This window comes from Promicromonospora iranensis, from assembly GCF_028994805.1.
GTDB lineage: Bacteria > Actinomycetota > Actinomycetes > Actinomycetales > Cellulomonadaceae > Promicromonospora > Promicromonospora iranensis.
In genome coordinates, this window is record NZ_JAJQQP010000001.1 from 548,970 (window position 1) to 569,061 (window position 20,092).

General features: G+C 71.2%; 22 protein-coding genes and 1 riboswitch. Of the genes, 15 read left to right on the top strand and 7 right to left on the bottom strand.

Going from position 1 to position 20,092, the window contains the following annotated elements:
- Positions 1-24 precede the first annotated feature (24 nt).
- Complete coding sequence (locus tag LUM46_RS02355) at positions 25-1,437, bottom strand: aminotransferase-like domain-containing protein (protein ID WP_274992019.1); 1,413 nt, start codon at positions 1,435-1,437, stop codon at positions 25-27.
- Here LUM46_RS02355 and LUM46_RS02360 point away from each other — a divergent pair.
- From LUM46_RS02360 to LUM46_RS02380, 5 genes are all read left to right on the top strand, one after another.
- Complete coding sequence (locus tag LUM46_RS02360; RefSeq protein WP_274992020.1) at positions 1,436-2,356, top strand: DMT family transporter; 921 nt, start codon at positions 1,436-1,438, stop codon at positions 2,354-2,356. The genes LUM46_RS02355 and LUM46_RS02360 overlap by 2 nt on opposite strands.
- Before the next feature lie 72 nt (positions 2,357-2,428).
- Positions 2,429-2,791 carry a DUF3817 domain-containing protein gene (locus tag LUM46_RS02365; RefSeq protein ID WP_274992021.1) on the top strand — a complete coding sequence of 121 codons (363 nt, stop codon included), beginning with the start codon at positions 2,429-2,431 and terminating at the stop codon, positions 2,789-2,791.
- 69 nt (positions 2,792-2,860) lie between these two features.
- Positions 2,861-3,370 carry a VOC family protein gene (locus LUM46_RS02370; RefSeq protein ID WP_274992022.1) on the top strand — a complete coding sequence of 170 codons (510 nt, stop codon included), beginning with the start codon at positions 2,861-2,863 and terminating at the stop codon, positions 3,368-3,370.
- Between the two features lie 15 nt (positions 3,371-3,385).
- Positions 3,386-4,228 carry a MerR family transcriptional regulator gene (locus LUM46_RS02375; protein ID WP_274992024.1) on the top strand — a complete coding sequence of 281 codons (843 nt, stop codon included), beginning with the start codon at positions 3,386-3,388 and terminating at the stop codon, positions 4,226-4,228.
- 434 nt (positions 4,229-4,662) lie between these two features.
- Positions 4,663-5,169: an FBP domain-containing protein gene (locus LUM46_RS02380; RefSeq protein ID WP_274992025.1), complete on the top strand. Its 507-nt coding sequence runs from the start codon at positions 4,663-4,665 to the stop codon at positions 5,167-5,169.
- Positions 5,170-5,262: 93 nt separating this feature from the next.
- Here the strand turns inward: LUM46_RS02380 and LUM46_RS02385 are convergent, their stop codons facing one another.
- On the bottom strand, positions 5,263-5,520 hold the full coding sequence (locus LUM46_RS02385) for a hypothetical protein (protein ID WP_274992026.1): 258 nt from the start codon (positions 5,518-5,520) through the stop codon (positions 5,263-5,265).
- Positions 5,521-5,612: 92 nt separating this feature from the next.
- Between LUM46_RS02385 and LUM46_RS02390 the strand changes: the two genes are divergently transcribed.
- Together LUM46_RS02390 and LUM46_RS02395 are read left to right on the top strand one after the other, a co-directional pair.
- Positions 5,613-6,131, top strand: coding sequence for a DinB family protein (locus LUM46_RS02390; RefSeq protein WP_274992027.1), 519 nt, complete (start codon positions 5,613-5,615; stop codon positions 6,129-6,131).
- Positions 6,128-6,865 carry a GH25 family lysozyme gene (locus LUM46_RS02395; RefSeq protein ID WP_274992028.1) on the top strand — a complete coding sequence of 246 codons (738 nt, stop codon included), beginning with the start codon at positions 6,128-6,130 and terminating at the stop codon, positions 6,863-6,865. The genes LUM46_RS02390 and LUM46_RS02395 overlap by 4 nt, the downstream gene beginning before the upstream one ends.
- Before the next feature lie 23 nt (positions 6,866-6,888).
- On the opposite strand, the gene LUM46_RS02400 is transcribed toward LUM46_RS02395, so the two are convergent.
- On the bottom strand, positions 6,889-7,407 hold the full coding sequence (locus LUM46_RS02400; RefSeq protein WP_274992029.1) for a GNAT family N-acetyltransferase: 519 nt from the start codon (positions 7,405-7,407) through the stop codon (positions 6,889-6,891).
- Between the two features lie 88 nt (positions 7,408-7,495).
- Positions 7,496-8,605: a DNA glycosylase AlkZ-like family protein gene (locus tag LUM46_RS02405; protein WP_274992030.1), complete on the bottom strand. Its 1,110-nt coding sequence runs from the start codon at positions 8,603-8,605 to the stop codon at positions 7,496-7,498.
- An 82-nt stretch (positions 8,606-8,687) separates the two neighbouring features.
- Here LUM46_RS02405 and LUM46_RS02410 point away from each other — a divergent pair, with 82 nt between their 5' ends.
- The 4 genes from LUM46_RS02410 (at position 8,688) to LUM46_RS02425 (ending at position 12,012) form a co-directional block, all read left to right on the top strand.
- Positions 8,688-9,311 (top strand): SigE family RNA polymerase sigma factor, encoded by a 624-nt coding sequence (locus tag LUM46_RS02410; protein WP_310243027.1) that lies wholly within the window; start codon positions 8,688-8,690, stop codon positions 9,309-9,311.
- Complete coding sequence (locus tag LUM46_RS02415) at positions 9,308-10,444, top strand: PASTA domain-containing protein (protein WP_274992031.1); 1,137 nt, start codon at positions 9,308-9,310, stop codon at positions 10,442-10,444. Before LUM46_RS02410 ends, LUM46_RS02415 begins: the two co-directional genes overlap by 4 nt.
- A 66-nt stretch (positions 10,445-10,510) precedes the next feature.
- Positions 10,511-10,957: an SRPBCC family protein gene (locus LUM46_RS02420; protein ID WP_274992032.1), complete on the top strand. Its 447-nt coding sequence runs from the start codon at positions 10,511-10,513 to the stop codon at positions 10,955-10,957.
- Between the two features lie 353 nt (positions 10,958-11,310).
- Entirely contained in the window at positions 11,311-12,012 is a 702-nt protein-coding gene (locus LUM46_RS02425) for a C40 family peptidase (RefSeq protein ID WP_274992033.1), read from the top strand.
- A gap of 90 nt (positions 12,013-12,102) precedes the next feature.
- Here the strand turns inward: LUM46_RS02425 and LUM46_RS02430 are convergent, their stop codons facing one another.
- On the bottom strand, positions 12,103-12,996 hold the full coding sequence (locus LUM46_RS02430) for a hypothetical protein (RefSeq protein ID WP_274992034.1): 894 nt from the start codon (positions 12,994-12,996) through the stop codon (positions 12,103-12,105).
- Positions 12,997-13,161: 165 nt separating this feature from the next.
- A riboswitch (cyclic di-AMP (ydaO/yuaA leader) is annotated at positions 13,162-13,358 on the top strand.
- A 1-nt stretch (position 13,359) separates the two neighbouring features.
- Between LUM46_RS02430 and LUM46_RS02435 the strand changes: the two genes are divergently transcribed.
- Positions 13,360-14,094 carry a C40 family peptidase gene (locus LUM46_RS02435; protein ID WP_274992035.1) on the top strand — a complete coding sequence of 245 codons (735 nt, stop codon included), beginning with the start codon at positions 13,360-13,362 and terminating at the stop codon, positions 14,092-14,094.
- A gap of 180 nt (positions 14,095-14,274) precedes the next feature.
- A complete protein-coding gene (locus tag LUM46_RS02440) occupies positions 14,275-15,636 on the top strand; it encodes a TrkH family potassium uptake protein (RefSeq protein ID WP_274992036.1) in 1,362 nt (453 codons plus the stop codon).
- Positions 15,637-15,764: 128 nt separating this feature from the next.
- Here the strand turns inward: LUM46_RS02440 and LUM46_RS02445 are convergent, their stop codons facing one another.
- Complete coding sequence (locus tag LUM46_RS02445) at positions 15,765-16,031, bottom strand: GlsB/YeaQ/YmgE family stress response membrane protein (RefSeq protein ID WP_116673091.1); 267 nt, start codon at positions 16,029-16,031, stop codon at positions 15,765-15,767.
- Positions 16,032-16,239: 208 nt separating this feature from the next.
- Here LUM46_RS02445 and LUM46_RS02450 point away from each other — a divergent pair, with 208 nt between their 5' ends.
- Positions 16,240-17,082, top strand: a complete 843-nt coding sequence (locus LUM46_RS02450) for an ion transporter (RefSeq protein WP_274992039.1) — start codon at positions 16,240-16,242, stop codon at positions 17,080-17,082.
- Here LUM46_RS02450 and LUM46_RS02455 read toward each other — a convergent pair.
- Positions 17,079-18,995, bottom strand: a complete 1,917-nt coding sequence (locus LUM46_RS02455; RefSeq protein WP_274992040.1) for a class I tRNA ligase family protein — start codon at positions 18,993-18,995, stop codon at positions 17,079-17,081. The two genes, LUM46_RS02450 and LUM46_RS02455, sit on opposite strands and share 4 nt — an antisense overlap.
- A 606-nt stretch (positions 18,996-19,601) precedes the next feature.
- Between LUM46_RS02455 and LUM46_RS02460 the strand changes: the two genes are divergently transcribed.
- Positions 19,602-19,823: a hypothetical protein gene (locus LUM46_RS02460; protein WP_274992041.1), complete on the top strand. Its 222-nt coding sequence runs from the start codon at positions 19,602-19,604 to the stop codon at positions 19,821-19,823.
- The last annotated feature ends 269 nt before the right edge of the window (positions 19,824-20,092 follow it).

Sequence of the window (20,092 nt, forward strand, 5' to 3'; positions counted from 1 at the left end):
CGCACCGACCCGCCCACCCGGCCGTCACCCCGCCTGCCGCGCCAGCATCTCCCCGACCACGCGCGCGCCCTCCGGGAACGCCCCGGGGTTCGGCCCGGAGTAGTTGAGGCGCAGGAAGGGGCCGGTCGGCTCGGCGGGAAACCAGTCGTCGCCCGCGGCCACGACGACGCGGGCCGCATCGCAGTCCCCGACCAGTCGTGCGACGTCGGTGGTGTCCGGGAGCCGCACCCAGAGGTTCAGGCCGCCCTGCGGCACCGTCTCGACACGAGCGGCCGGTGCGTGCTCCCGGAGCGCGCCGCGCAGCAGGTCGCGCCGCGCGGCGAGCTGCTGGCGCAGGCCGCGCAGGTGGGTGCGCCAGGCAGGCTGGGTCACGACGTCGAGAGCTACCGCCTGCAGCAGGCCGCTCACGTACAAGGACTCGGCCTGCGCGTCCGCGAGGATGCGGTCGCGGGCCGGGCCGCGGGCGACCAGCCCGGCCACGCGCACCGCCGGCGAGACGCTCTTCGCCAGCGAGCGCAGGTAGACCACGTGCCCGCCGTCGTCGCGTGCGGCGAGGGGCACCACGTCCTGGGTGATCCCGAAGTCGTGGGCCCAGTCGTCCTCGATCACGAAGGCACCGTGCTCGCGGGCCAGCCGGAGCACCTCGTCGGCCAGGTCCGGCGACCAGCGGGCGCCGGTCGGGTTGGCGAAGCTCGGCTGTGCGTAGAGGGCGCGCGCCCCGGTGCGGTCGAAGGCGCGTGCGAGCTCGTCGGGGTCCGGTCCCCGCGGGCCGCTCGGCACCGGCACCAGCTGCACGCCGACCTGCTCCGCGGCGAGGATCGCGCCCCAGTAGGTGGGCGACTCGACGAGCAGGGGCCGGCCTGCGCCCACCAGGGCGCGGAAGACGGTGCTGAGGCTCGACTGGCTGCCCGGGAAGACGACGACGTCGCTGGGGGCCGGCGGCGTGACCCCGGCGGGTGCCGCGCCGCCGAGCTCCGCGGCGAACCAGGCCTGCAGGTCGGGCAGCCCCGCGGTCGGTGGCCTGGTGACGGCGGCATCGCTGCGCGCGGCCCGGGTGAACGCGGAGCGGACCAGGCGTTCGGGCAGCAGCTCGCGGTCCGGGTAGCCCGAGTGCAGCGCTATCACGTCGTTCGGCGCGGTGTGCAGGGCCCGGGACAGCTGCTGGCCGGGCCGGGTGCGCGGGCCGAGGGCCGCCGTCTGCCAGCCGTAGTCGTGGGCGTGCGGCACGCGCACCGCCCGGACGAAGGTGCCGACGCCCGGCCGGGTCTCCACGACGCCCTGCGACGCGAGGGTGCGCAGCGCCTTCTGCACGGTGACCGGGCTCGCCCCGTACCGCGCCACGAGCACACGGCTGGACGGCAGGCGGGCTCCGGGGGGCGCGGTGGCCAGCCACTCGTGCAGGCCGGCGACGATGCGCGCACTGCTATCGTCATACATGACAGCCAACAGTAGCGCTACTCTCCAAGCGGCACCGCCGCTATCGTCCGCCCGAGCCGGCCTCTGGTGGGGTCTCCTCGGTGTAGCGGCCTTCTCGTTCACCGTCCCCTTCACGCGCCAGGTGGTCGACGACGGCAGCATGTCACCGCTCTTCGTGTCCTGCGGCCGCGCGGTCGTCGCGGCGGCGCTCGCGGCAGTCGCCCTGGCCGTCACCCGGCAGCGCCGGCCCCGGGGCGCGCAGTGGGCGCGGCTCGCGATCGTCGCGGGCGGCGTGGTCGTCGGCTTCCCGGTGCTCACCTCGTTCGCGCTCACGACGGCGTCGGCGAGCCACAGCGCCGTCGTCATCGCGGTGCTCCCTGCCGTGACGGCGGTGCTGGCCGTGCTGCGCGGACGCGAGCGGACCCTGGTGTCGTTCTGGGTGACGGCAGCGCTGGGCGCGGTGGCGGCGGTCGGCTTCGCCGCCGTGCAGGGCGGCGGGCTCGGCGGGCTGCACGGTGCCGACCTGCTGCTGATCGGCGCCGTCGTCGCGTGCGCCGTCGGCTACGCGGAGGGCGGGCTGCTCGCCCGCGAGCTCGGCGCGTGGCAGACCATCTCGTGGGCGCTCGTGCTCGCCGGCGTGCCGATGATGCTGCTCACAGGTGTCTCGCTGGCGCAGAGCCCGCCGACGGGGTCCCCGCTCGACTGGGCCCTGTTCGGCTACCTCGGGGTGGTGAGCATGTTCCTCGGCTTCTTCGCCTGGTACCGCGGCCTCGCGATCGGCCCGATGGCGCAGGTCAGCCAGGTCCAGCTGGTCCAGCCGGTGCTCAGCATCTGCTGGGCCACGCTGCTCCTGCACGAGCAGCTCACGTGGCCGACGGTGCTCGGCGGGGCGGCGGTGATCGCCTGCGCGGGCGCTGCCGTACGGTCCCGGCTGCGGTAGCCGGGCGGCCCGGAGCAGCGTCCGGCGTCAGGCAGACTGGGGGTGACCCGCCTCGCCTCCGAAAGGTTCCGCATGCCCGCGATGTCTCGCCTCGGCCGCCTGTTCGCCATCGTCGCCTGGATCGAGGCGTTCACCTGGGCCGGACTCCTGGTCGGGATGTTCCTCAAGTACGTCACCGAGACCACCGAGGCCGGGGTGTGGCTGTTCGGCCGGCTCCACGGCGGCGCGTTCGTGCTGTTCGTGGTCGTGACGCTGATCGTGGGGGTCAAGCTGCGCTGGGGCTGGTTCCGTACCTTCGTCGCCCTCGCCTCCTCGATCCCGCCGCTGACCACGCTGCTCGCCGAGTGGTGGCTCAAGCGGTCCGGCCACCTCGCCGACCCGGCCGACCGTGAAGCCGCGGCGCGGACGACGGCCGACCTGCAGCAGACGCAGTAGGCGGACCGGCTCGCCGGAGCTCCCGTCCGGACTTGAACCTCACGCCACGTGAGGGGCCACGCTGGCGCCATGACCGATACGTTTCCTGCCTTCGACATGGGCCCCGTCCCCCTTCCCGGACCGGACGCCGAACCCCCCGAGCTGTTTCGCGGCATCTACGGCATGCCGATGTTCGTGAACGTGCCCACGGGGGACATGGCCGCCTCCGTCGAGTTCTGGACGCGTGGCCTCGGCTTCTTCGAGCTCTTCGCCGCCCCGGGCCATGTCACCCACCTGCGGCGCTGGGCGTTCCAGGACGTCCTGCTGGTCCCGGGCGACGCCGCGGACGGCTCGACCGCCGTGAGCGTGAGCTTCTCGTGCGTGCTGAGCCAGGTGGACCAGATCGCCGCGGCCTGCGCGGAGCTGCTGCCCGGCAGTACCACCGGGCCGCGGCAGACGCCCTGGAACACCGTGGACGTCGAGGTGGTCACCCCGGAGAACATGCGGGTGGTCATGACCGCTGCCCGTCCCTACGACCCGGCCAGCGCCGAGGCCCAGGCCCTGCGCGACGACCTGGGCATCGAAGGGCCCTCCGCGTGAGGTCGCCCGGTGACCGTGACGGCTGCGAGACTGGGCCGGATGACGCACCCGGGCACGGCCGACGCGGTGCCGCCGGACGGCCTGACCGTCGGCGGCGCCGCGTCCGTCGTGGGCGTCACGGTCCGGACGCTGCACCACTGGGACGAGGTGGGCCTGGCCCGCCCGTCGCAACGCACCTCGGGCGGGCACCGGCTCTACGACGCCGCGGACGTCGCCCGGCTCCACCGGGTGCGCCTCTACCGCGAGCTCGGTGTCCCCCTCGCCGACATCGGTGCGCTGCTCTCCGCGCCGACCGACGATGCGGAGGACTCCCTCCGCAGGCAGCTGGACCAGGTGCGCGAGCACATCAGGCGCCTGGAACGCTCGGCGGACGCACTGGACCGGCTGATCGAGGCTCGCCGCTCCGGCATCCTGCTCTCCCCCGAGGAACAGGTGGAGATCTTCGGCGAGCGGTGGGACCCGTCCCAGCAGCTCCAGGCCAGGGACCGCTGGGGTGACAGCGAGCAGTGGGCGCAGTACGCCGAACGTGCCGCGGACCGGAGCCCCGAGGACTGGCGCCGGATCATGGCGGACGTCGAGGCGCTGCACGGCGATCTGGCCACGGCCGTCCGCGAGGGTGTGCGGCCGGGGAGCGAGCGGGCGAACGCCCTGGCCGAGCGGCACCGCGCGTCGATGAGCACCTACTTCGACTGCACCCGCTCGATGCACGCCTGCCTGGCCCGCTCCTTCGTCGACGACCCGGGCTTCCTGACGTTCTACGACGACATCGAGGTGGGCCTCGCCGGCTGGCTCCGCGACATCGTGGACGCCAACGCGCTGGCCCACGGCGTCGACCCCGCGACCGCGACCTGGACCTGAGCCGAGGCGGCATGCGTCCTGGCGCGGGCCGGCTGTGGCCTGTGGCAAGAACCACGTGTACCGCGCCGGGCCGGTGTCGTAGCATCGAACGGTCGGCTGCGCGGCGATCTGGCCCGGCCGGCCTCACGGAACACACGAGGAGCGAGAGATGCGGGAACTCACCGCGGGATGCGGGGCGGCCGTCGCGGCCTGCTCGGGCAGCTCCCGGACCCGCGTCACGACTCTCTGATCACGCACGGCAGCATCCCGCACGGACCGCTTCGACGGTCGCGCGCTGCGGCCGGACGTCGGAGGGCGGGCGCGGCATCGTCCCCTGCCCTGCCGCCCGCCTGCCCGGTGACCCGAACGTGTCGGTGACCGAGGCGCCGTCGTGCACACCCGTGCGACGGCCGATGCCGGCCGGTGGCCTCCGAACGACCGGAAGCCGATACCCCATGAACCCTCTGACCGAGAAGCAGATCCGCGCGTCCTTCGTGAACGCGAGCAAGCGGGAGGCCGCGCAGGCCACCCTTCCCGACCTCGACACGCTCGACTGGGAGCGCCTCGACTACCTCGGGTGGCACGACCGCAAGGCGCCCCTGTCCGCGTACGTGGTGCTCGAGCTCGACGGCGAACCGACCGGCGTGCTGCTGCGCTCCGCCGACGCCAAGGCGGGCCGCGCACGCACCAAGGGCGTCTGCGCCTGGTGCGAGGACGTCGTCGTCACGGACGACGTCTCCCTCTACGTCGCCCGGCGCGGCGGTGCCTCGGGACGCAACGGGAACACCATCGGCACGCTGATCTGCACCGAGTTCGGCTGCTCGCGGAACGTGCGACGCATGCCGACGTTCACGGAGGCGGGCAACGACCCCGCCATGCGTGAGCTGATCACCGACCGGCGCATCGCGGGTCTGCGCGAGCGGGCCGCGCGGTTCGTCGCAGAGGTCTGCAGCACGCGCTGATGAACGCGTCGGGCGCACAGGTCCCGTAGACCTGTGCGTCCGACAGCCGCACGTGCCGTCGTGCGGACGGGGCCGGGACGCACCTCCGCCGGTTCATGCCGGCGAACCGGCCCCGGACCGCAGGCGTGCGGCCGCCGCGACGGCCGCCTCGCACCACACGACGGCCGGCCGGTCGACGGCGCCGTGCGCCACGATCTGGCGGCACAGCTCGCCCAGCCCTTCGGTGGCGGCCCGCTCTGCATCGACCCCGGGGAACATCCGGCGCACCGAGAAGACGACGGCACGGCGGTGCGCCGCCCACTCCGAGGGGTTCGAAGCGAGGCCGTAGGTCCTGCTCTTCGTCTGGGTCATGGTCTGCGTCATGCACTACAGACGCGCCTGCCGCACGGATGTCACAGCACTTCGGCGACCGAGTTGTCGGTGTCGCGCAGTAACCTCTCAGCGTGCCCCTCTCCGACAGCGAACCGCGACCCGGCTCCACCGATCCGGCCGCCCTGTTCACCGCCTACCTGGACTACTACCGGCAGGCCGTGGACCGGAAGCTGCGCAGCCTGTCGGACGCCGACCTGCGTGCGTCCCGCCTCCCGTCCGGCTGGTCGCCGCTCGAGCTGCTGATCCACCTGGTGCACATGGAGCAGCGCTGGTTCCGGTGGGGCTTCCTGGCGGAGCCCGTCGAGCGGCCGTGGGACGACCACGCGGGCCAGGACCCGCACGGACCCTGGGCGGTGCCCGACGGCGTCGGGCTGGACGAGCTGCTCCAGGCCCTGCACGCCGGTGGCGCCACGACCAGCGAGGTGCTCGCGACCCACGCGCTGGACGAGCAGGGCGCGCTGGGCGGTCGGTTCACCGAGGATCCGCCCACGCTCGCGTGGATCTGTTTCCACGTGCTGCAGGAGTACGCCCGCCATGCGGGTCACCTGGACATCTCCGTGGAGCTGGCCGGCGGTGCGACAGGCGAATGAGCACTCGCCGAACAGCCGTGTGGACGACGGCGGCCGGGGTCGCCGTCGTGGCGGTGCTCGCCGTGCTCGTGGTGAACGGGGTCGTCTGGCCCAACCGGATCCCCGCCGCCCGGTACGACGTACGGGGTGTGGACGTCGCGCACTACCAGGGCGAGGTCGACTGGGACGTGCTGGCCGCGCAGGACCTCGACTTCGCCTGGATCAAGGCCACCGAGGGCTCCTCGCACACCGACCCGCGGTTCGCCGCGAACTGGGCGGCCGCCACCCGGACCGACCTGCTCGTCGGTGCGTACCACTTCATGAGCTTCGAGAGCCCGGGCGCCGACCAGGCCGCGCAGCTCGCCGCCGAGGTCCCTGCGACCCCCGGGACCCTCCCGCCGGTGATCGACCTGGAGTTCTACGGCGCGTTCCACGAGGACCACCCGTCACCGAAGACGGTGCGCGCGATCCTCGACCCGCTCGTCGCCGGGATCACGGAGCACTACGGCGCCGCTCCGATCGTGTACGCGACGCAGGAGGCGTACGACCTGTACCTCGCCGGCCGCTACCCGGACCTGCCGATCTGGATCCGGTCGGTCGGGTGGACGCCCCGGCTGTCCGACGGACGCGACTGGACGATCTGGCAGTACTCGCACCGCGACCGGCTGCCCGGCTACGACGGCGTCGAGCCGTACATCGACATGAACGTCTTCGCGGGAACCCGCGCCGAGCTCGAGGCGCTCACCCTCGACTGAGCCGCGTGGGTCAGGGCAGGACGTCAGGGCACGCCGATGGTGCCGACCAGCTGACCGCCGCTGTCCACCACCTCGAAGCCGATGCGCTCCAGAGACCTCCGGACGACGGGCGAGCGCGTCGCCGACCGTGCCACCAGGCGCTTGGCGTCCATGGTCTGCGCCGCGGCGACCGCCCAGTAGACGACCTCGCCGGAGATGCCCTGGCCGCGGTACGACCGACCGAGCCAGAGGCCGACCTCCCGCGCGGTCGGGTCGCCGTCGACCAGCGCCAGGCGCGCGGCGCCCACCACCCTGCCCCTGGCCTTGACCGCCCAGGTCACCTCGGGGACCGGGGTGTGCCGGTTCACCCGGCACCGACGATGGTACTCCCGGAACGCGCCCTTGCGGAGGTCGGTCCAGGTCGTGCGCGGCTCGGTGGCCGACTCGCCGGAGGCGGGCGGCATCACCTCGCCGGGCTCGGCCTCGGCGACGGCCAGGGCGAGGAGGGCCTCGAGCACGTCCTCGTCCACGGGAACCAGGTCGACCATCATCTGCGACGTCACCTCGCGGATGATAGTCGCATTTCGGACCCCTTGGGAGTCGTGAAACTTTCAACCACCTGACTCGGGGTCAGGAGCAGGCCCGCGTGGGTCACGCGTCCCTGGCGTAGTCGACGCGGCCGAGCCCCAGCCACGCGGCGAGGCCTTCCACCTCGGCGTGCACCGCGTCCATCGTCGCCCCGTCGAACGGCAGGTCCTCGTGCACCGCGAAGACGTTCAGCACGCCCTCCTTGCGGTCCGCCTTCGCGTCGAGCTTTCCCACGAACCGTTCCCCGTGCAGGATCGGCAGCGCGAAGTAGCCCCAGCGACGCTTGCCCTTCGGCTTGTACATCTCGAGCATGTACTCGTAGTCGAACAGGTCGAGCAGGCGAGGCCGGTCGGCGGCTATCGCGTCGAACGGGGACAGCAGGGCGGTACGCGGCTCGAACTCCTCGTTCGCACGCTCGAGCAGCGCCCGGTCGACCCGCCACTCGCCGTCCACCCCCTCGACCTGGACCACCTCGCCGGGCAGCTCCACCCACCAGGCGTTGTCACCCGCGCGGCCCTGTACCCGCTTGCGGGCGATGCCCTCGGCGGCCAGCCGCCGGTCGACCCGCTCCCGCAGCGCCTCCTCCAGGGGGACCGGCTCGACCTGTGGATACACCCGCTCCGCAAGATCCCACAGCCGCTGCCTGCCCTTGCGCCCGACCATCGCGAGCTTGCCCTGCATGTTCAGCGCCTCGAGCATCTCGGCCACGCTGCGCCGGCTGCTCCACCCCTCGGCCCCCCACGTGTACGGCACGCGGGCCGTGTCGGGCACGTCCTTGGCGAGCACCGGCCCCTCGGACTCGATCAGCGCCAGCACCTCTCGCTCGAACTCCGCGTTGTCGGCGAGCCACTGCCGCATGGTCTCGTTCTGCGGCCAGCGGGCCATCTGCTCCAGGTAGAGGGCCAGGTCGCCCATCGGCCGCACGGTGCCCCGCAGCTGGAACAGCATGCGGTCGGAGATCGCGTCGTCGACGGCGCCCTGCCAGTACTCGTTGCCCAGCCGGGACCAGGCGACGAGGTCGACGGCGGGCGCCACGGCCGACGTCGGATCCACCGAGAGGAACGTCAGGTCCTCCACCAGCTGGATCAGGTCGACCGGACGGCGAGCGTCGAGCAGCTGGGCGCGGAGGGCGATGCGCCGCCCCTGCTGCACGGTGAGCCGATGCGTGGCCATGCCGCGAGGATACGGAAGAACAGCGACATGCTCCTTCGAGCCGTCCACTCAACCTTTTGTCGTGCTGGACCGTGAGGGAGGCATGAGCATGCCAATGGTCGCGGGGCGTTCGAGCCCCGACAAGGTTCACGCGATCGACGTCGTGGTGGTGGGGGACAAGGAGGCCGAGTTCGCCAGCTTCATGGCCCGGTCGGCTCCAGCCCTCGCACGCACCGCCTGGCTGCTGTGCGGTGACACCCATGTCGCCGAGGAGCTGGTGCAGCAAGCCCTCATGAAGACCTACCTGGCCTGGCCGAAGGCACGGCAGGGCGAACCGCTCGCCTACGCGCGCCGCGTCCTGGCCAACCTGCGGATCGACCGCTGGCGCCGGCGTCGGCGGGAGGTCCTCATGGCCTCCGACACGCTGCCCGACCGGTCGGACGGCAGTCCCGGCCCGGCCGACCGGCACGCCGAGCGCGACCGGCTCAGCCGCGCCCTGCTGACACTCCCCACCAAGCAGCGCCGGATCGTGGTGCTCCGGCACCTGGAGGGCCTGTCGGAGCGTGAGGTCGCCGACGCGACCGGAGTTTCCGTCGGCACCGTGAAGTCCACCGCGTCACGCGGCATCGCCCGCCTGCGCGAGGTCCTGCAGACGGAGGACGCGGCCGACGCCGTGCGCACCACGACAACCCCCACAGGCACCACCGACGAGCGGAGCGGGTCATGAACAACGACGAGCAGTTCGCAGCGAACCTGCGCACCCAGGTGTCCCAGGTCGCACCGACGATCGATGTGGACGTCACTCGGGTGGTCCCCGCCGCCCGGCGGCGGCGGGCCGCCCGGGTGGGCGGTGTCACCCTGGCCATGGGGCTGGCGCTGGGCGGAGGGGCCTGGGTGGCCACCACCCTGGAGGCGCCGGGCACCGCCCTCCCTGGCGGTTCGATGACGATAGCGGCGTCGCCGTCTCCGTCGCCGAGCGGACCGCCGGCGACGTCGGGCGCGGGCGACGAGCTCACCGGCGAACCCAGCAACCCCGTCGAGAACGCGACCGTGCCGCCCGAGGGCTGGCGCGACGCGACGTACTTCCACGTGGTGACGCGCCACGACACCACGAAGCAGGGTGAGGCGACCGACCCCGCCCTGTTCGGGATCGAACGCTGGTACGGCGACGGCGTCAGCTTCGAGCTCACCGCGAACGGGCCGGCGCTGCTCGACGTGCCCACGTACCTCAACCTCGGGCACGACGAGACCAACGTGAGCCTCACCTGGGCGGAGCTCGCCGAGCTACCCACCGAACCAGCCGCTCTCGAGGACGCGCTGCGCACCGCCTACGAGCCGACCGGCGAGGGCGAGGAGGCCGTGCTCTACGCGGCCTCGAGGCTGATCAACGCGGCACCGAGCGCTCCGGAGCTGCGCGCCGCCGCGTGGGAGCTGCTCAAGACGCTCCCCGGCGTCGAGGTGCAGCAGGGAGCACGGGACACCGCGGACCGGCTTGGCACCGCCGCGACGTTCACGCTGTTCGACGCGACGTGGACCTACATCTACGACGAGGAGCAGGACGTCCCGCTCGAGACCGAGGAGTCGATGGGCAAGATCCACTCCGTCAACACCTTCGTCACGACCGAGTTCACGCCTCTCCCCGATGAGGTCGCCGACAGCACCATCGAGATACCCGACTTCACCGCGATGACCGTCGAGGACGCCGGGGTCGTCTGCCAGCAGACGCACCTCACCTGCGTCTTCGAGGACACCGAGTCGGACACGGTCCCTGCGGGAACGATCATCTCGTCGGACCCGGAGACCGGCGCTCTCGTCAGCTGGGGTGCCGTCGTCACGCTCCAGCTGTCCACGGGTTCCTGACCTGGTAGCTCACCACGGGCCCCAGGCCACGCCGGTTGCTCTCGAGCCCGGCGTAGCCTGGGGCCCGTGGCCCATGCCTACCGCACCAGCACCCGGGTCGAGGCGCCCGCCGACGTCGTCTGGCAGGTCCTGTCCGACGTCGAGCGCATGCCCACCTGGACCAGCTCCATGACCAGCGTGACGATCCTCGGCCCCGAGCCGGCCATCACCCTCGGCTCCCGCGTCGAGATGACGCAGCCCGGCCTGCCCCGGTCCGTGTGGGAGGTGGACGGGCTGGCGGAGGGCCGCGGTTTCTCCTGGTCGAGCAGCACCCCTGGTATCAGATCGGGAGCGGCGCACCAGATCGCGCCGCTGTCCGACGCCGCGTGCGAGGTGACGCTGGTGGTCGCGCAGAGCGGGATGCTCGCCGGCCTGACCAACGTCGTGCTGGGCTCGCGAGCACGGGAGCTCGTGGACACGGAGCTGGCCGAGCTGAAGGCCGAGGCGGAGCTGCGCGTCCGGGACAAGAGCTGACACGCCGCCGGAGACCGGCGTGTCGCATCATTTCTTCCTGTGTTTCTCCCTGCCCTCCATAGGCCCATTTCGGTGTGAAGAATGGCCCTTGGGCTGGGAAAAGGCATCAGGGCGAAAAGTTACGCGCGTTTCGGACACGTTGATACTTCACGACAACCGTTATCTGATCGAGACAAGGTGGTGACCCGTATGTAGCGTCGGTCCCGTTGCGCCACCGGAGGCGCAACCGCAGGCCCCATTCCCCAGTTCGGTACGGGCTCGCGCAATCGGCGACTTGGAGAACTTCGGTGAGTACCACCGTCCGACGCGGCCGACACCGCGCCGATCACGCTCCTAGCACTCCCCTGATGACCGTGACCCGTACAGCAGCCCGCTCGGGCGCACTGATCGCGGCATCGTCCGGACTTCTCGCGACGGCGTTCGCACCCAGCGCACACGCCGTCATGGGAGACGGGTCGAACCGCCTGGCAAGCGTCGACATGACCGCACTGACGCAAGAGGCTCGCAAAGAGCTCGCAGCGGCGCCTGCCGTACAGGTGGCGAACGACGCCAGGCTCGACATCGAGAGCAAGGCCGTCAAGGTCACCCCCGCTCCGGAGCCGGAGCCAGAGCCAGAGCCAGAGCCCGTCGTGGAGACCACCACCCACCCCGAGCCGGAGGCGGTGACGGAAGCGGTGGCCGAGGAGGTCGAGCCTGCTACCCCGGACTACGCCTCCGACGGCTCCATCGGCGCCCAGGCGGTCGCGATCGCGATGCAGTACATCGGCATCGCCTACACGTACGGCGGCGAGTCACCGGGCACCGGGTTCGACTGCTCCGGCCTGATCAAGTACGTGTACGCGCAGCTCGGCGTCACGCTGCCGCACTCCTCGTCGTCCATGGTGGCCGCGGGCTACCAGGTCGCGTCCCCCATCCCCGGCGACATCGTGTGGACCCAGGGCCACGTCTCGCTCTACGCGGGCGACGGCATGGTCGTCGAGGCGGCCAACTACGGCACGCCCGTGCGCCACACCGCCCAGTGGCAGGACTACGCGGTCTACATCCGCCCTTACTGACACCCCGAGCCCACTCCGCCGAGGTAGAACCAGGCCCCGGTTCTACCTCGGCGGGCTTGATCGCAATCAGTAGCGGAGCGAGCTGCCGGGTCAGGCCCAGGCCTCGGAGAGCTCGCTCTCGTCCGCCGCCTCCCGGGAGAGCCGGAGCGCCGCGATGGACGCACCGAGCAGCAGGGCGACCACCCAGGCGCCGAGCTGGTGCCCGTCGGACGCGACGGCCGCAGACCCGAGCTCGTGACCGACGATGGCCACCGCCGAGAGGGGGTCCTCGGTGAGCGCGGAGCCGGGCCAGATGTTCTCCTGCACGGTCAGGAGTGCCGGGCCGGCCGCCTGGAGCACCCACACGATGCCGGCGGCGGGCAGCCAGCCCAACAGCTCGATGGGCCTGCTGTCCACGGCGAGGCCGAACGCGACGCCGAGCGCCACCGCGAAGATCCACCACGTACCGGTGGGGGACACCGGGTTGCCGGGCAGGAGGCCCCACAGCCAGCCGTCCACGAGCACCACCGGTAGGGCGAGGGCGAGCCCGCGCAGGGCTGCCGGACCGAGGGCCACCAGGAGGCCCACCGCGAGCCCCACGACGCCGGCAGCACCGGCGACGACGAGCATCCCGAGCGGTGCGGCGTCGCCGGGCACGCTGCCGCGGACAGCGAGCCACCAGGAGCCGCCACCCACCGCGGACATGGCGAGCAAGGTCCCCGTCGTCGCAGCGGCCGCGCCGGCCCGCGCCGACGCCGGGAGCCCGGACATGAGGCCGCCGAGAAGACCCCCGATCAGGGCCATGACGACCAGGCCGACGACCGCGTCGTCGGCGGTGAAGGGGAGCGGCAGGAAGCCGGCGGGCCGCGCCGCCGAGGCTTCGGTCAGGCCGATGACCTCGTACAACGCTTGCAGGAGCCAGGGCAGGAAGCCGCACACCCACCAGGCGACGGCACTGATGGGAAGCACCCACCAGGCGGAGATGCGAGATGCACTTTCGGCCATGCCGCCGAACGGTAGCCGATGTATGTGATGTCGGTCATAACCCCGGAAGACCGAAACGGCGCAAATCTGCGCCTTCGATGGGTCAGACCGGAATGCGTGACCTGATCGTGACTTTTTTGATGAAGGTGTGTACTTTGACTTCTGCTCCCCCACATCGGTGGAGTCGTGAGCCGGACGCCGAATCCTGTCACCGGCTCATGACCAGACGTTCGAGACAGGAGCGGGGGACCCACTTCCCGGGCGACAGCAGGATCGTCGTCCTCGGGGTGAAGCCGGACGGAACCCCCCAGTAGCCGTTCGGCCGGGTGTGTACTCCTACCCGAACCCGACAGCTGACCTCGCAGGCGGTACAGGAGACATTAGGTGACGAACTCCCTTCGCGGCCGGCATCGTGACAGCCGGCCGGCCATGACACCGCTGACCATCCTCGCTCGTACCGCCACGGAGAACGCCGGCACCGTTGCCCGCCGTGGCGCTATCGCCGCAGCAGCAGGTGGCGTTCTGATCTCGACCATCGCGACGACGGCCCACGCAGCCCCCGCGATGGACCTCAAGACCGATGTGAAGTCAGCGAAGCTGAACACGGTCGACCTCAACTCCCTCACCGCGGTGGCCAAGCAGGCAGTCGCCGCTGCCCCCACCGTGACCGTCCCGAGCGACGCGAAGATGCCGATCGAGATGGAGGTGCTCGGCGCCTCCTCGGGCGCCGACGGCGAGAAGGGCGAAGGGCCCGCCGTCGTGTCGGTCGACGCCCCGGACCCGGTGCCGGTCGGCCAGCAGGCCATCAACATCGCCTTCAACTACCTCGGCATCACGTACGTGCTCGGCGGCAACTCGCCAGCCGAGGGCATGGACTGCTCGGGCCTGATCCAGTACGTGTACGCGCAGCTCGGCGTGGGCCTGCCGCACTCCTCGAGCGCGATGCTCAGCTCCGGCTACCAGGTCACGTACCCCGAGCCGGGCGACATCGTCTGGACGCCCGGCCACGTCTCCCTCTACGCGGGCAACGGCATGATCATCGAGGCCTGGGCCGCCGGCATGCCGGTGCGCTACACCGAGATGTGGCAGAACAGCCCGACGTTCATCCGCGTCGTCTGAGCCGAGAGCCAGAACCACAGCAGTTCATCGCGAGGCGCCGCCTCCGCGCCGGGTCTCCCGCCCGACGCCGAGGCGGCGCCTCTCGCGTGTCCGCCGCGATAACGGGCTACGGTGACCGACGGGCACCGGACGGCGCCTGTGCCACAGCGCGCCGTGCGATTGACGAAGGACGAGAGCCAGATGCGGTTCAGCAGCCCCGCGGGTCGTGACCGGAGCCGTGGGGTCGCACTGCAGCGGCGGCCCGGCCAGCTCGTCATCGCCGGGTTCCTCGGCGCCATAGCGGTGGGCACGCTGCTCCTGCTGCTGCCCGTCGCGGCCTCCGGTGAGCCGGCCTCGTTCATGCAGGCCCTGTTCACCGCGACGTCGGCGGTGTGCGTGACGGGTCTGATCGTCACCGACACACCGGTGTTCTGGTCCGGGTTCGGCGAAGCGGTGATCCTGGTGCTCATCCAGATCGGTGGCCTGGGTGTCATGACCGTCGCCTCGCTGCTCGGCGTCCTGGTCTCGCGTCGGCTGGACCTGAGCTCCCGGCTGGTCGCCGCGGCCTCGACCCGCACGGTGAGCCTCGGCGACGTGCGCCGGATGCTGATCCGCGTCGTCGTCCTTGCGGCAGTGGTCGAGGGCGCCGTCGCGGCGGTGCTGACCGTCCGGTTCGCCGTCGCCTATGACGAACCGTTCGGTCGAGCGCTGTGGGACGGGGTGTTCCACGCGGTCTCCGGGTACAACAACGCGGGCTTCGCCCTGTTCTCGGGCTCGCTGATGGACTTCGCGTCCGACCCGTGGATCTGCGTGCCGATCGCCGTGGCCACGATCGTGGGCGGGCTGGGCCTCCCGGTGGTCCTGGAGGTGCTGCGGGAGCGTCGGCGTCCGGCGCGCTGGAGCCTGCACACCAAGATCACGCTGCTCATGACGGTGCTGCTGCTCGTGGGCGGCGCCGCTTTCTTCCTCGTCACCGAGGGCGACGCCACCATGGGCAACCTCGGTACCGCGGACCGGATCCTGGCGTCGTTCACGCAGTCGGCCAACGCCCGCACGGCCGGGTTCAACTCCGTGGACACGGGCGCCATGCACACCGAGACCTGGCTCGGCACCATCATCCTGATGTTCATCGGCGCCGGCTCCGGCGGCACCGGCGGCGGCATCAAGGTCACCACGTTCGCTGTGCTCGCCGTGGTGATCTGGTCCGAGCTGCGCGGCGAGCCGGACGCGAACCTCTTCGACCGCCGGATCTCGGCCGCCACCCAGCGGCAAGCGCTCACGGTGGCTCTGCTCGCGGTGGCCATCGTGGTGCTGCCCACCCTGTGGATCACCGCTCTCTCGCCGTTCAACGTGGACCAGATCCTGTTCGAGGTGACCTCCGCCTTCACCACGACCGGCCTGTCCACCGGGATCACGGCGCAGCTGGCCTGGTACCACCAGGTGGTGCTGGTGGTGCTCATGTTCATCGGGCGGCTCGGACCGATCACGCTCGGCACCGCCCTGGCGCTCCGCGCCCGACGTCGCCTCTACCGCCTCCCGGAGAGCGCCCCGATCATCGGCTGATCCGCCGGTCGTGAGCGGCACCACCGGCCGTACACGCGACCGCGGCCGCGCCGATCACCGACGTCAGGAGGACGACGGTGACGGCGCGGCCGCGGGATGCTGCGATCAAGCGGTCCGACGACGACCGATCAAGCGGTCTTACGACGACCGAAGATCGCCTGGACGATCAGGATGACGATGATCGCGCCGATCACCGAGAAGAGCCAGCTCTCCCAGGACCAGAACTCGTCCAGGCTGACGTTGAAGATCAGCCCGCCCAGCCAACCACCGAGCATGGCACCGAGCACACCGAGGAGCAGCGTGAGCCAGAAGCCCCCCGGCTGCTTGCCCGGGATGACGATACGGGCGATCACGCCTGCGATCAGCCCGAGAATGAGAAAGGCAAAGAAACCCATGATGTGTTTCCTCCAGAGTGGTGTGGCTTGCTTGCGACTACCTCAGCACTGATTCCACCGACTTGCCACCGGACCGGCCGAATCACTCCCATATTGGGACATTACACCCAACGCAGTTCAAGGACGCGGCCGCGCTACAGTTCGCGCGGGCAAGGGCCTGAGCAGGACCGGAGCAAGGACTCCGGGCACGAGACGGCAAGGAGACCGCATGAAACAGGCGATCGGCACACCGGCCGGGCCACGGATCGAGCCACGCACGTGGCGGGAACGGCTGCGCCGCTTCCTCGACCAGAAGTGGTTCGTCAACCTCGTGCTGGTCGTGATCCTGGCGAACGCCCTGGTCCTGGGTGCGGAGACCCTGGTGACGGGCCCGGCCTACGACGTACTGGTCACGATCGACCACGCCATGCTCGGCTTCTTCGTCGTGGAGCTGCTCCTGCGGATCGTCGCCCACGGCCGCCGGTTCTTCCGGGACCCGTGGAACCTGTTCGACCTCGTCGTCGTCGGCGTCGCCGTGCTCCCGGCCAGCGAGTCTCTCTCCGCGCTGCGCGCCCTGCGTGTCCTCCGTGTGCTCCGCGTGATCACGGTCGTGCCGTCGCTGCGCCGTGTCGTGGACGGGCTGCTGCGGGCGGTACCGGGCATGGGCGCCGTGGGCGCGCTGCTGGTGCTGGTCATCTACGTGTCCGCGGTCATCGCGACGGGCCTGTTCGGCGAGGCCTCCGACGAGTACTTCGGCAACCTCGGAACCTCGCTGTTCACGCTCTTCCAGGCCATGACGGGCGAGGCCTGGCCCGACATCGCCCGCGCGGTGATGGAGGTGCACCCCTGGGCGTGGATCTTCTTCGTGCTCTACATCCTGGTGGTCGGCTTCGCGGTGCTGAACCTGTTCATCGCCGTCATCGTCAACGGCATGGAGGAGATGTCCGAGGAGGAGCGCAAGGACGACGAGCAGAAGGACGAGCGCCTCGACAACCTGGCCGCGCAGAACCACGAGATCCTCGCCGAGCTCCGCTCCCTGCGCGCGAGGCTCGACGAGGACGGCACCGCCTAGAGCTCTCGCGTCGGCCTCTTCACCTCGCCCAGCACGACGTTGACCAGGTGGGGCGGCCGCACCACCACCCGCCGTACCGTCCGGTCACCCCTGGCCCGCGCGACGGCCGGCCGGGCCAGGGCCGCCCGCTCCAGGTCCGCCGTCGTGACGTCGGCCGGCACCGTCAACCGGTCACGCACCTTTCCGTCCACCTGGACCACCGCCACGACCTCGCTCGTCACCAGCAGCGCAGGGTCCACGACCGGCCAGGGCTGCGCCGCGACCGGCGTCGCGTGCCCCAGGCTCTTCCACAGCTCCTGAGCGGTCTGCGGCGCGAACAGGCTCAGCAGCACCGCGACGGCCTCGATCGCCTCGTGGGACGCGGCCGGGCGGGCACCGGCCCCACCGTCCGACAGCCTCCGCCGCACCTCGCCCACCAGCTCCATGAGCCGGGCGACGGCGACGTTGAACCGCCCGGCCTCCACCAGACCGTCGATGTCGTGCACCGTCCGGTGCACCGCCCGTCGCAGGCCGTCGGAGCCGCTGGTCGAGCCCTCCACGGCCGGGACCAGGCGCAGCACCCTGCCCAGGAACTTCCGCATCGCCTCCGGCGACACGTCCGCCCAGTCGACGTCGTCCTCCGGCGGACCCGCGAACAGCATCGCCAGCCGCACCGCATCCACGCCGTGCCGGTCCAGCTCGGCCGTCAGGTCCACACCGTTGCCCAGCGACTTGCTCATGGCCTTGCCCTGGTTGACCACCTGACCCTGGTTCATCAGGCGTGCGTACGGCTCGGACGAGGGCACCAGGCCCATGTCGTACAGCACCTTGGTCACGAACCGGGCGTACAGCAGGTGCATCGTGGCGTGCTCCACCCCGCCCACGTACAGCGCGGCCGGCATCCAGCGGGCGGCGTCCTCGGGGCGGAACGGACCACCCTCGTATCCCGGCGACAGGTAGCGCAGGAAGTACCAGGACGAGTCCACGAACGTGTCCATGGTGTCGGTGTCCCGCTCGGCCGGGCCGCCGCACCGGGGACAGGTGGTCCGCACCCAGTCGTGCGCTCCGGCCAGGGGTGAGACGTCTCCGGGGACCAGCTGGTCGCCCTCCAGGTGGGGCAGCTCGACGGGCAGCTGGTCGTCCGGCACGAGTACCTCCCCGCATCCCGGGCAGTGCACGACAGGGACCGGCGCGCCCCAGTAGCGCTGCCGCGACACCAGCCAGTCGTGCAGGCGGTAGCGGACGCCGTCCGGCCCCTCCTGCCGACCGATCCAGTTGCGCTGCATGGCCAGCACGTGCGGGGGCCAGCCCGGCTCCAGCAGCGTCATGTCGTCCAGCAGACGATCCGCGTAGGCGGTGATCCGGAAGAACCACTGCGTCAGCACCCGGCGGACGACGGTGGTGCCGCAGCGCTCGCACACGCCGTCGACGACCTGCTCGTTCGCCAGCACCGTGCGATCCCTCGGGCACCAGTTCACCTCGGCAGCGGCGCGGTAGGCCAGGCCCTGTTGGTACATCCTCGCGAACAGCCACTGGGTCCAGCGGTAGTAGCCCGGCTCGTGCGTGTGCAGGCGCCGCGACCAGTCGAACGAGACCCCGTAGCGTCGGATCGACGCCGCCTGGGTGGCGATGTTCGCCTCCGTGAACACCGCGGGATGCTCACCCCGACGGATCGCCGCGTTCTCCGCGGGCAGGCCGAACGAGTCCCAGCCGACCGGGTTGAGCACGTCGAAACCCTTGGCCCGCCAGTACCGCGCCACGACGTCGGTGATCGCGAACACCTCGGCGTGACCCATGTGCAGGTCCCCCGACGGGTACGGGAACATCGTCAGGAGGTAGCGGCGGGGGCGCACGCCGTCGTCGGACGCCTCGAACAGACGGTCCCCGGCCGGACCGTCGCCTGCGGGACCTGTGGTGCGTTGCTGCTGGCTCATCGCTGTCGCTCTCCGGTACGTCGATCGGGTCCGGGCACGAAAAAGCCCCTCGCACAGGAGGGGCGGCCGCACCGGGTGTGCCCGATCGAGGGCGGTCCGGTGCGGCTAGGTAAGCAGCGAGCGTGCGTTGCGCATGCCACCACGATACGCGGGCCGGCCGAACCCGGTAAAGGAGGTCCGGGCTGATCCCGGGCCGGACGTCGCCGGGCCACGGGGGTACGAGCGCCGGCTCGGTCCGCCGCCAGCGAGGTCCGAACCGGCGCTCGCGCCGATGCACGGGAACGCGTGGTTCGGCGTGCCCCCAGCGCACTCCGAGCCACGACTCCCGCCGACGCGCCGGAGCTCGGCCCGCCCCCAGCGAGGTCCGAACTTCGTCCGCGTCGTACCTAGGACGCGCAGACATCCCGGAAGTCACAGCACTTTTTGATGCAATGACATGTGTTCTGGCTCACAGACCTACCGGACGGAGGCGTACGGCGCTCGTCGAACGGCCGCCTCGGGCACCTGTTCCGCCCCCGTCCGGGTCCGAATCGGACGCCACGGGAGAAATCGAAGGAAAATCCCGTAAGTGCTGTGACATCCGGGAGCGTCGAGCGTCAGGGCTGCATGGAACACACCGAGCACCCCGAACTCGTTCGTCTGGGCGCCCAATACCTGCGCGCGTACGCGGAGGGAGATGCCGTCAACCTCTACCGCCTCGCCGACGCGTGGGGAGCGAGCGACCTGATCGCCGCCACCTGTGAGGTCGCGCTGGCGGTCATCCACGCCACGTCCGGCCCACAGGGTCTCGACGCCGTATCGACCACGTTCGCGACGAACCGGAGGTGAGCACCGATGAACAGCGCCGAACCCGCTCCCGAAGAGCCCGAACACTTGCGCGAAACCAGAGATGTGGTGCGATCATTGGCCAGCGCATCAAATCCGGACACTATGGGCAGAGGGGGTCAAGACCGCGTGACCACGACGGGTGACCTACGGATTGACGACTGGGTGGTGCACCGGCCCAACGTCGTGCGTTCGGTCGCGGCCCGCGTGCCCGGGATCGATGCCGAGGAAGCCACCAGCCGCGCGCTGGAGAAGATGGTCCGCATCGTGTC

Coding starts and splice junctions, on each gene's coding strand:
- LUM46_RS02430 (WP_274992034.1), bottom strand. CDS start 12,996: ATGGCCGAAAGTGCATCTCGCATCTCCGCCTGGTGGGTGCTTCCCATC.
- LUM46_RS02395 (WP_274992028.1), top strand. CDS start 6,128: ATGAGCACTCGCCGAACAGCCGTGTGGACGACGGCGGCCGGGGTCGCC.
- LUM46_RS02360 (WP_274992020.1), top strand. CDS start 1,436: ATGACAGCCAACAGTAGCGCTACTCTCCAAGCGGCACCGCCGCTATCG.
- LUM46_RS02365 (WP_274992021.1), top strand. CDS start 2,429: ATGCCCGCGATGTCTCGCCTCGGCCGCCTGTTCGCCATCGTCGCCTGG.
- LUM46_RS02380 (WP_274992025.1), top strand. CDS start 4,663: ATGAACCCTCTGACCGAGAAGCAGATCCGCGCGTCCTTCGTGAACGCG.
- LUM46_RS02415 (WP_274992031.1), top strand. CDS start 9,308: ATGAACAACGACGAGCAGTTCGCAGCGAACCTGCGCACCCAGGTGTCC.
- LUM46_RS02445 (WP_116673091.1), bottom strand. CDS start 16,031: ATGGGTTTCTTTGCCTTTCTCATTCTCGGGCTGATCGCAGGCGTGATC.
- LUM46_RS02385 (WP_274992026.1), bottom strand. CDS start 5,520: ATGACCCAGACGAAGAGCAGGACCTACGGCCTCGCTTCGAACCCCTCG.
- LUM46_RS02460 (WP_274992041.1), top strand. CDS start 19,602: ATGGAACACACCGAGCACCCCGAACTCGTTCGTCTGGGCGCCCAATAC.
- LUM46_RS02440 (WP_274992036.1), top strand. CDS start 14,275: ATGCGGTTCAGCAGCCCCGCGGGTCGTGACCGGAGCCGTGGGGTCGCA.
- LUM46_RS02355 (WP_274992019.1), bottom strand. CDS start 1,437: ATGTATGACGATAGCAGTGCGCGCATCGTCGCCGGCCTGCACGAGTGG.
- LUM46_RS02450 (WP_274992039.1), top strand. CDS start 16,240: ATGAAACAGGCGATCGGCACACCGGCCGGGCCACGGATCGAGCCACGC.
- LUM46_RS02370 (WP_274992022.1), top strand. CDS start 2,861: ATGACCGATACGTTTCCTGCCTTCGACATGGGCCCCGTCCCCCTTCCC.
- LUM46_RS02455 (WP_274992040.1), bottom strand. CDS start 18,995: ATGAGCCAGCAGCAACGCACCACAGGTCCCGCAGGCGACGGTCCGGCC.
- LUM46_RS02410 (WP_310243027.1), top strand. CDS start 8,688: ATGAGCATGCCAATGGTCGCGGGGCGTTCGAGCCCCGACAAGGTTCAC.
- LUM46_RS02405 (WP_274992030.1), bottom strand. CDS start 8,605: ATGGCCACGCATCGGCTCACCGTGCAGCAGGGGCGGCGCATCGCCCTC.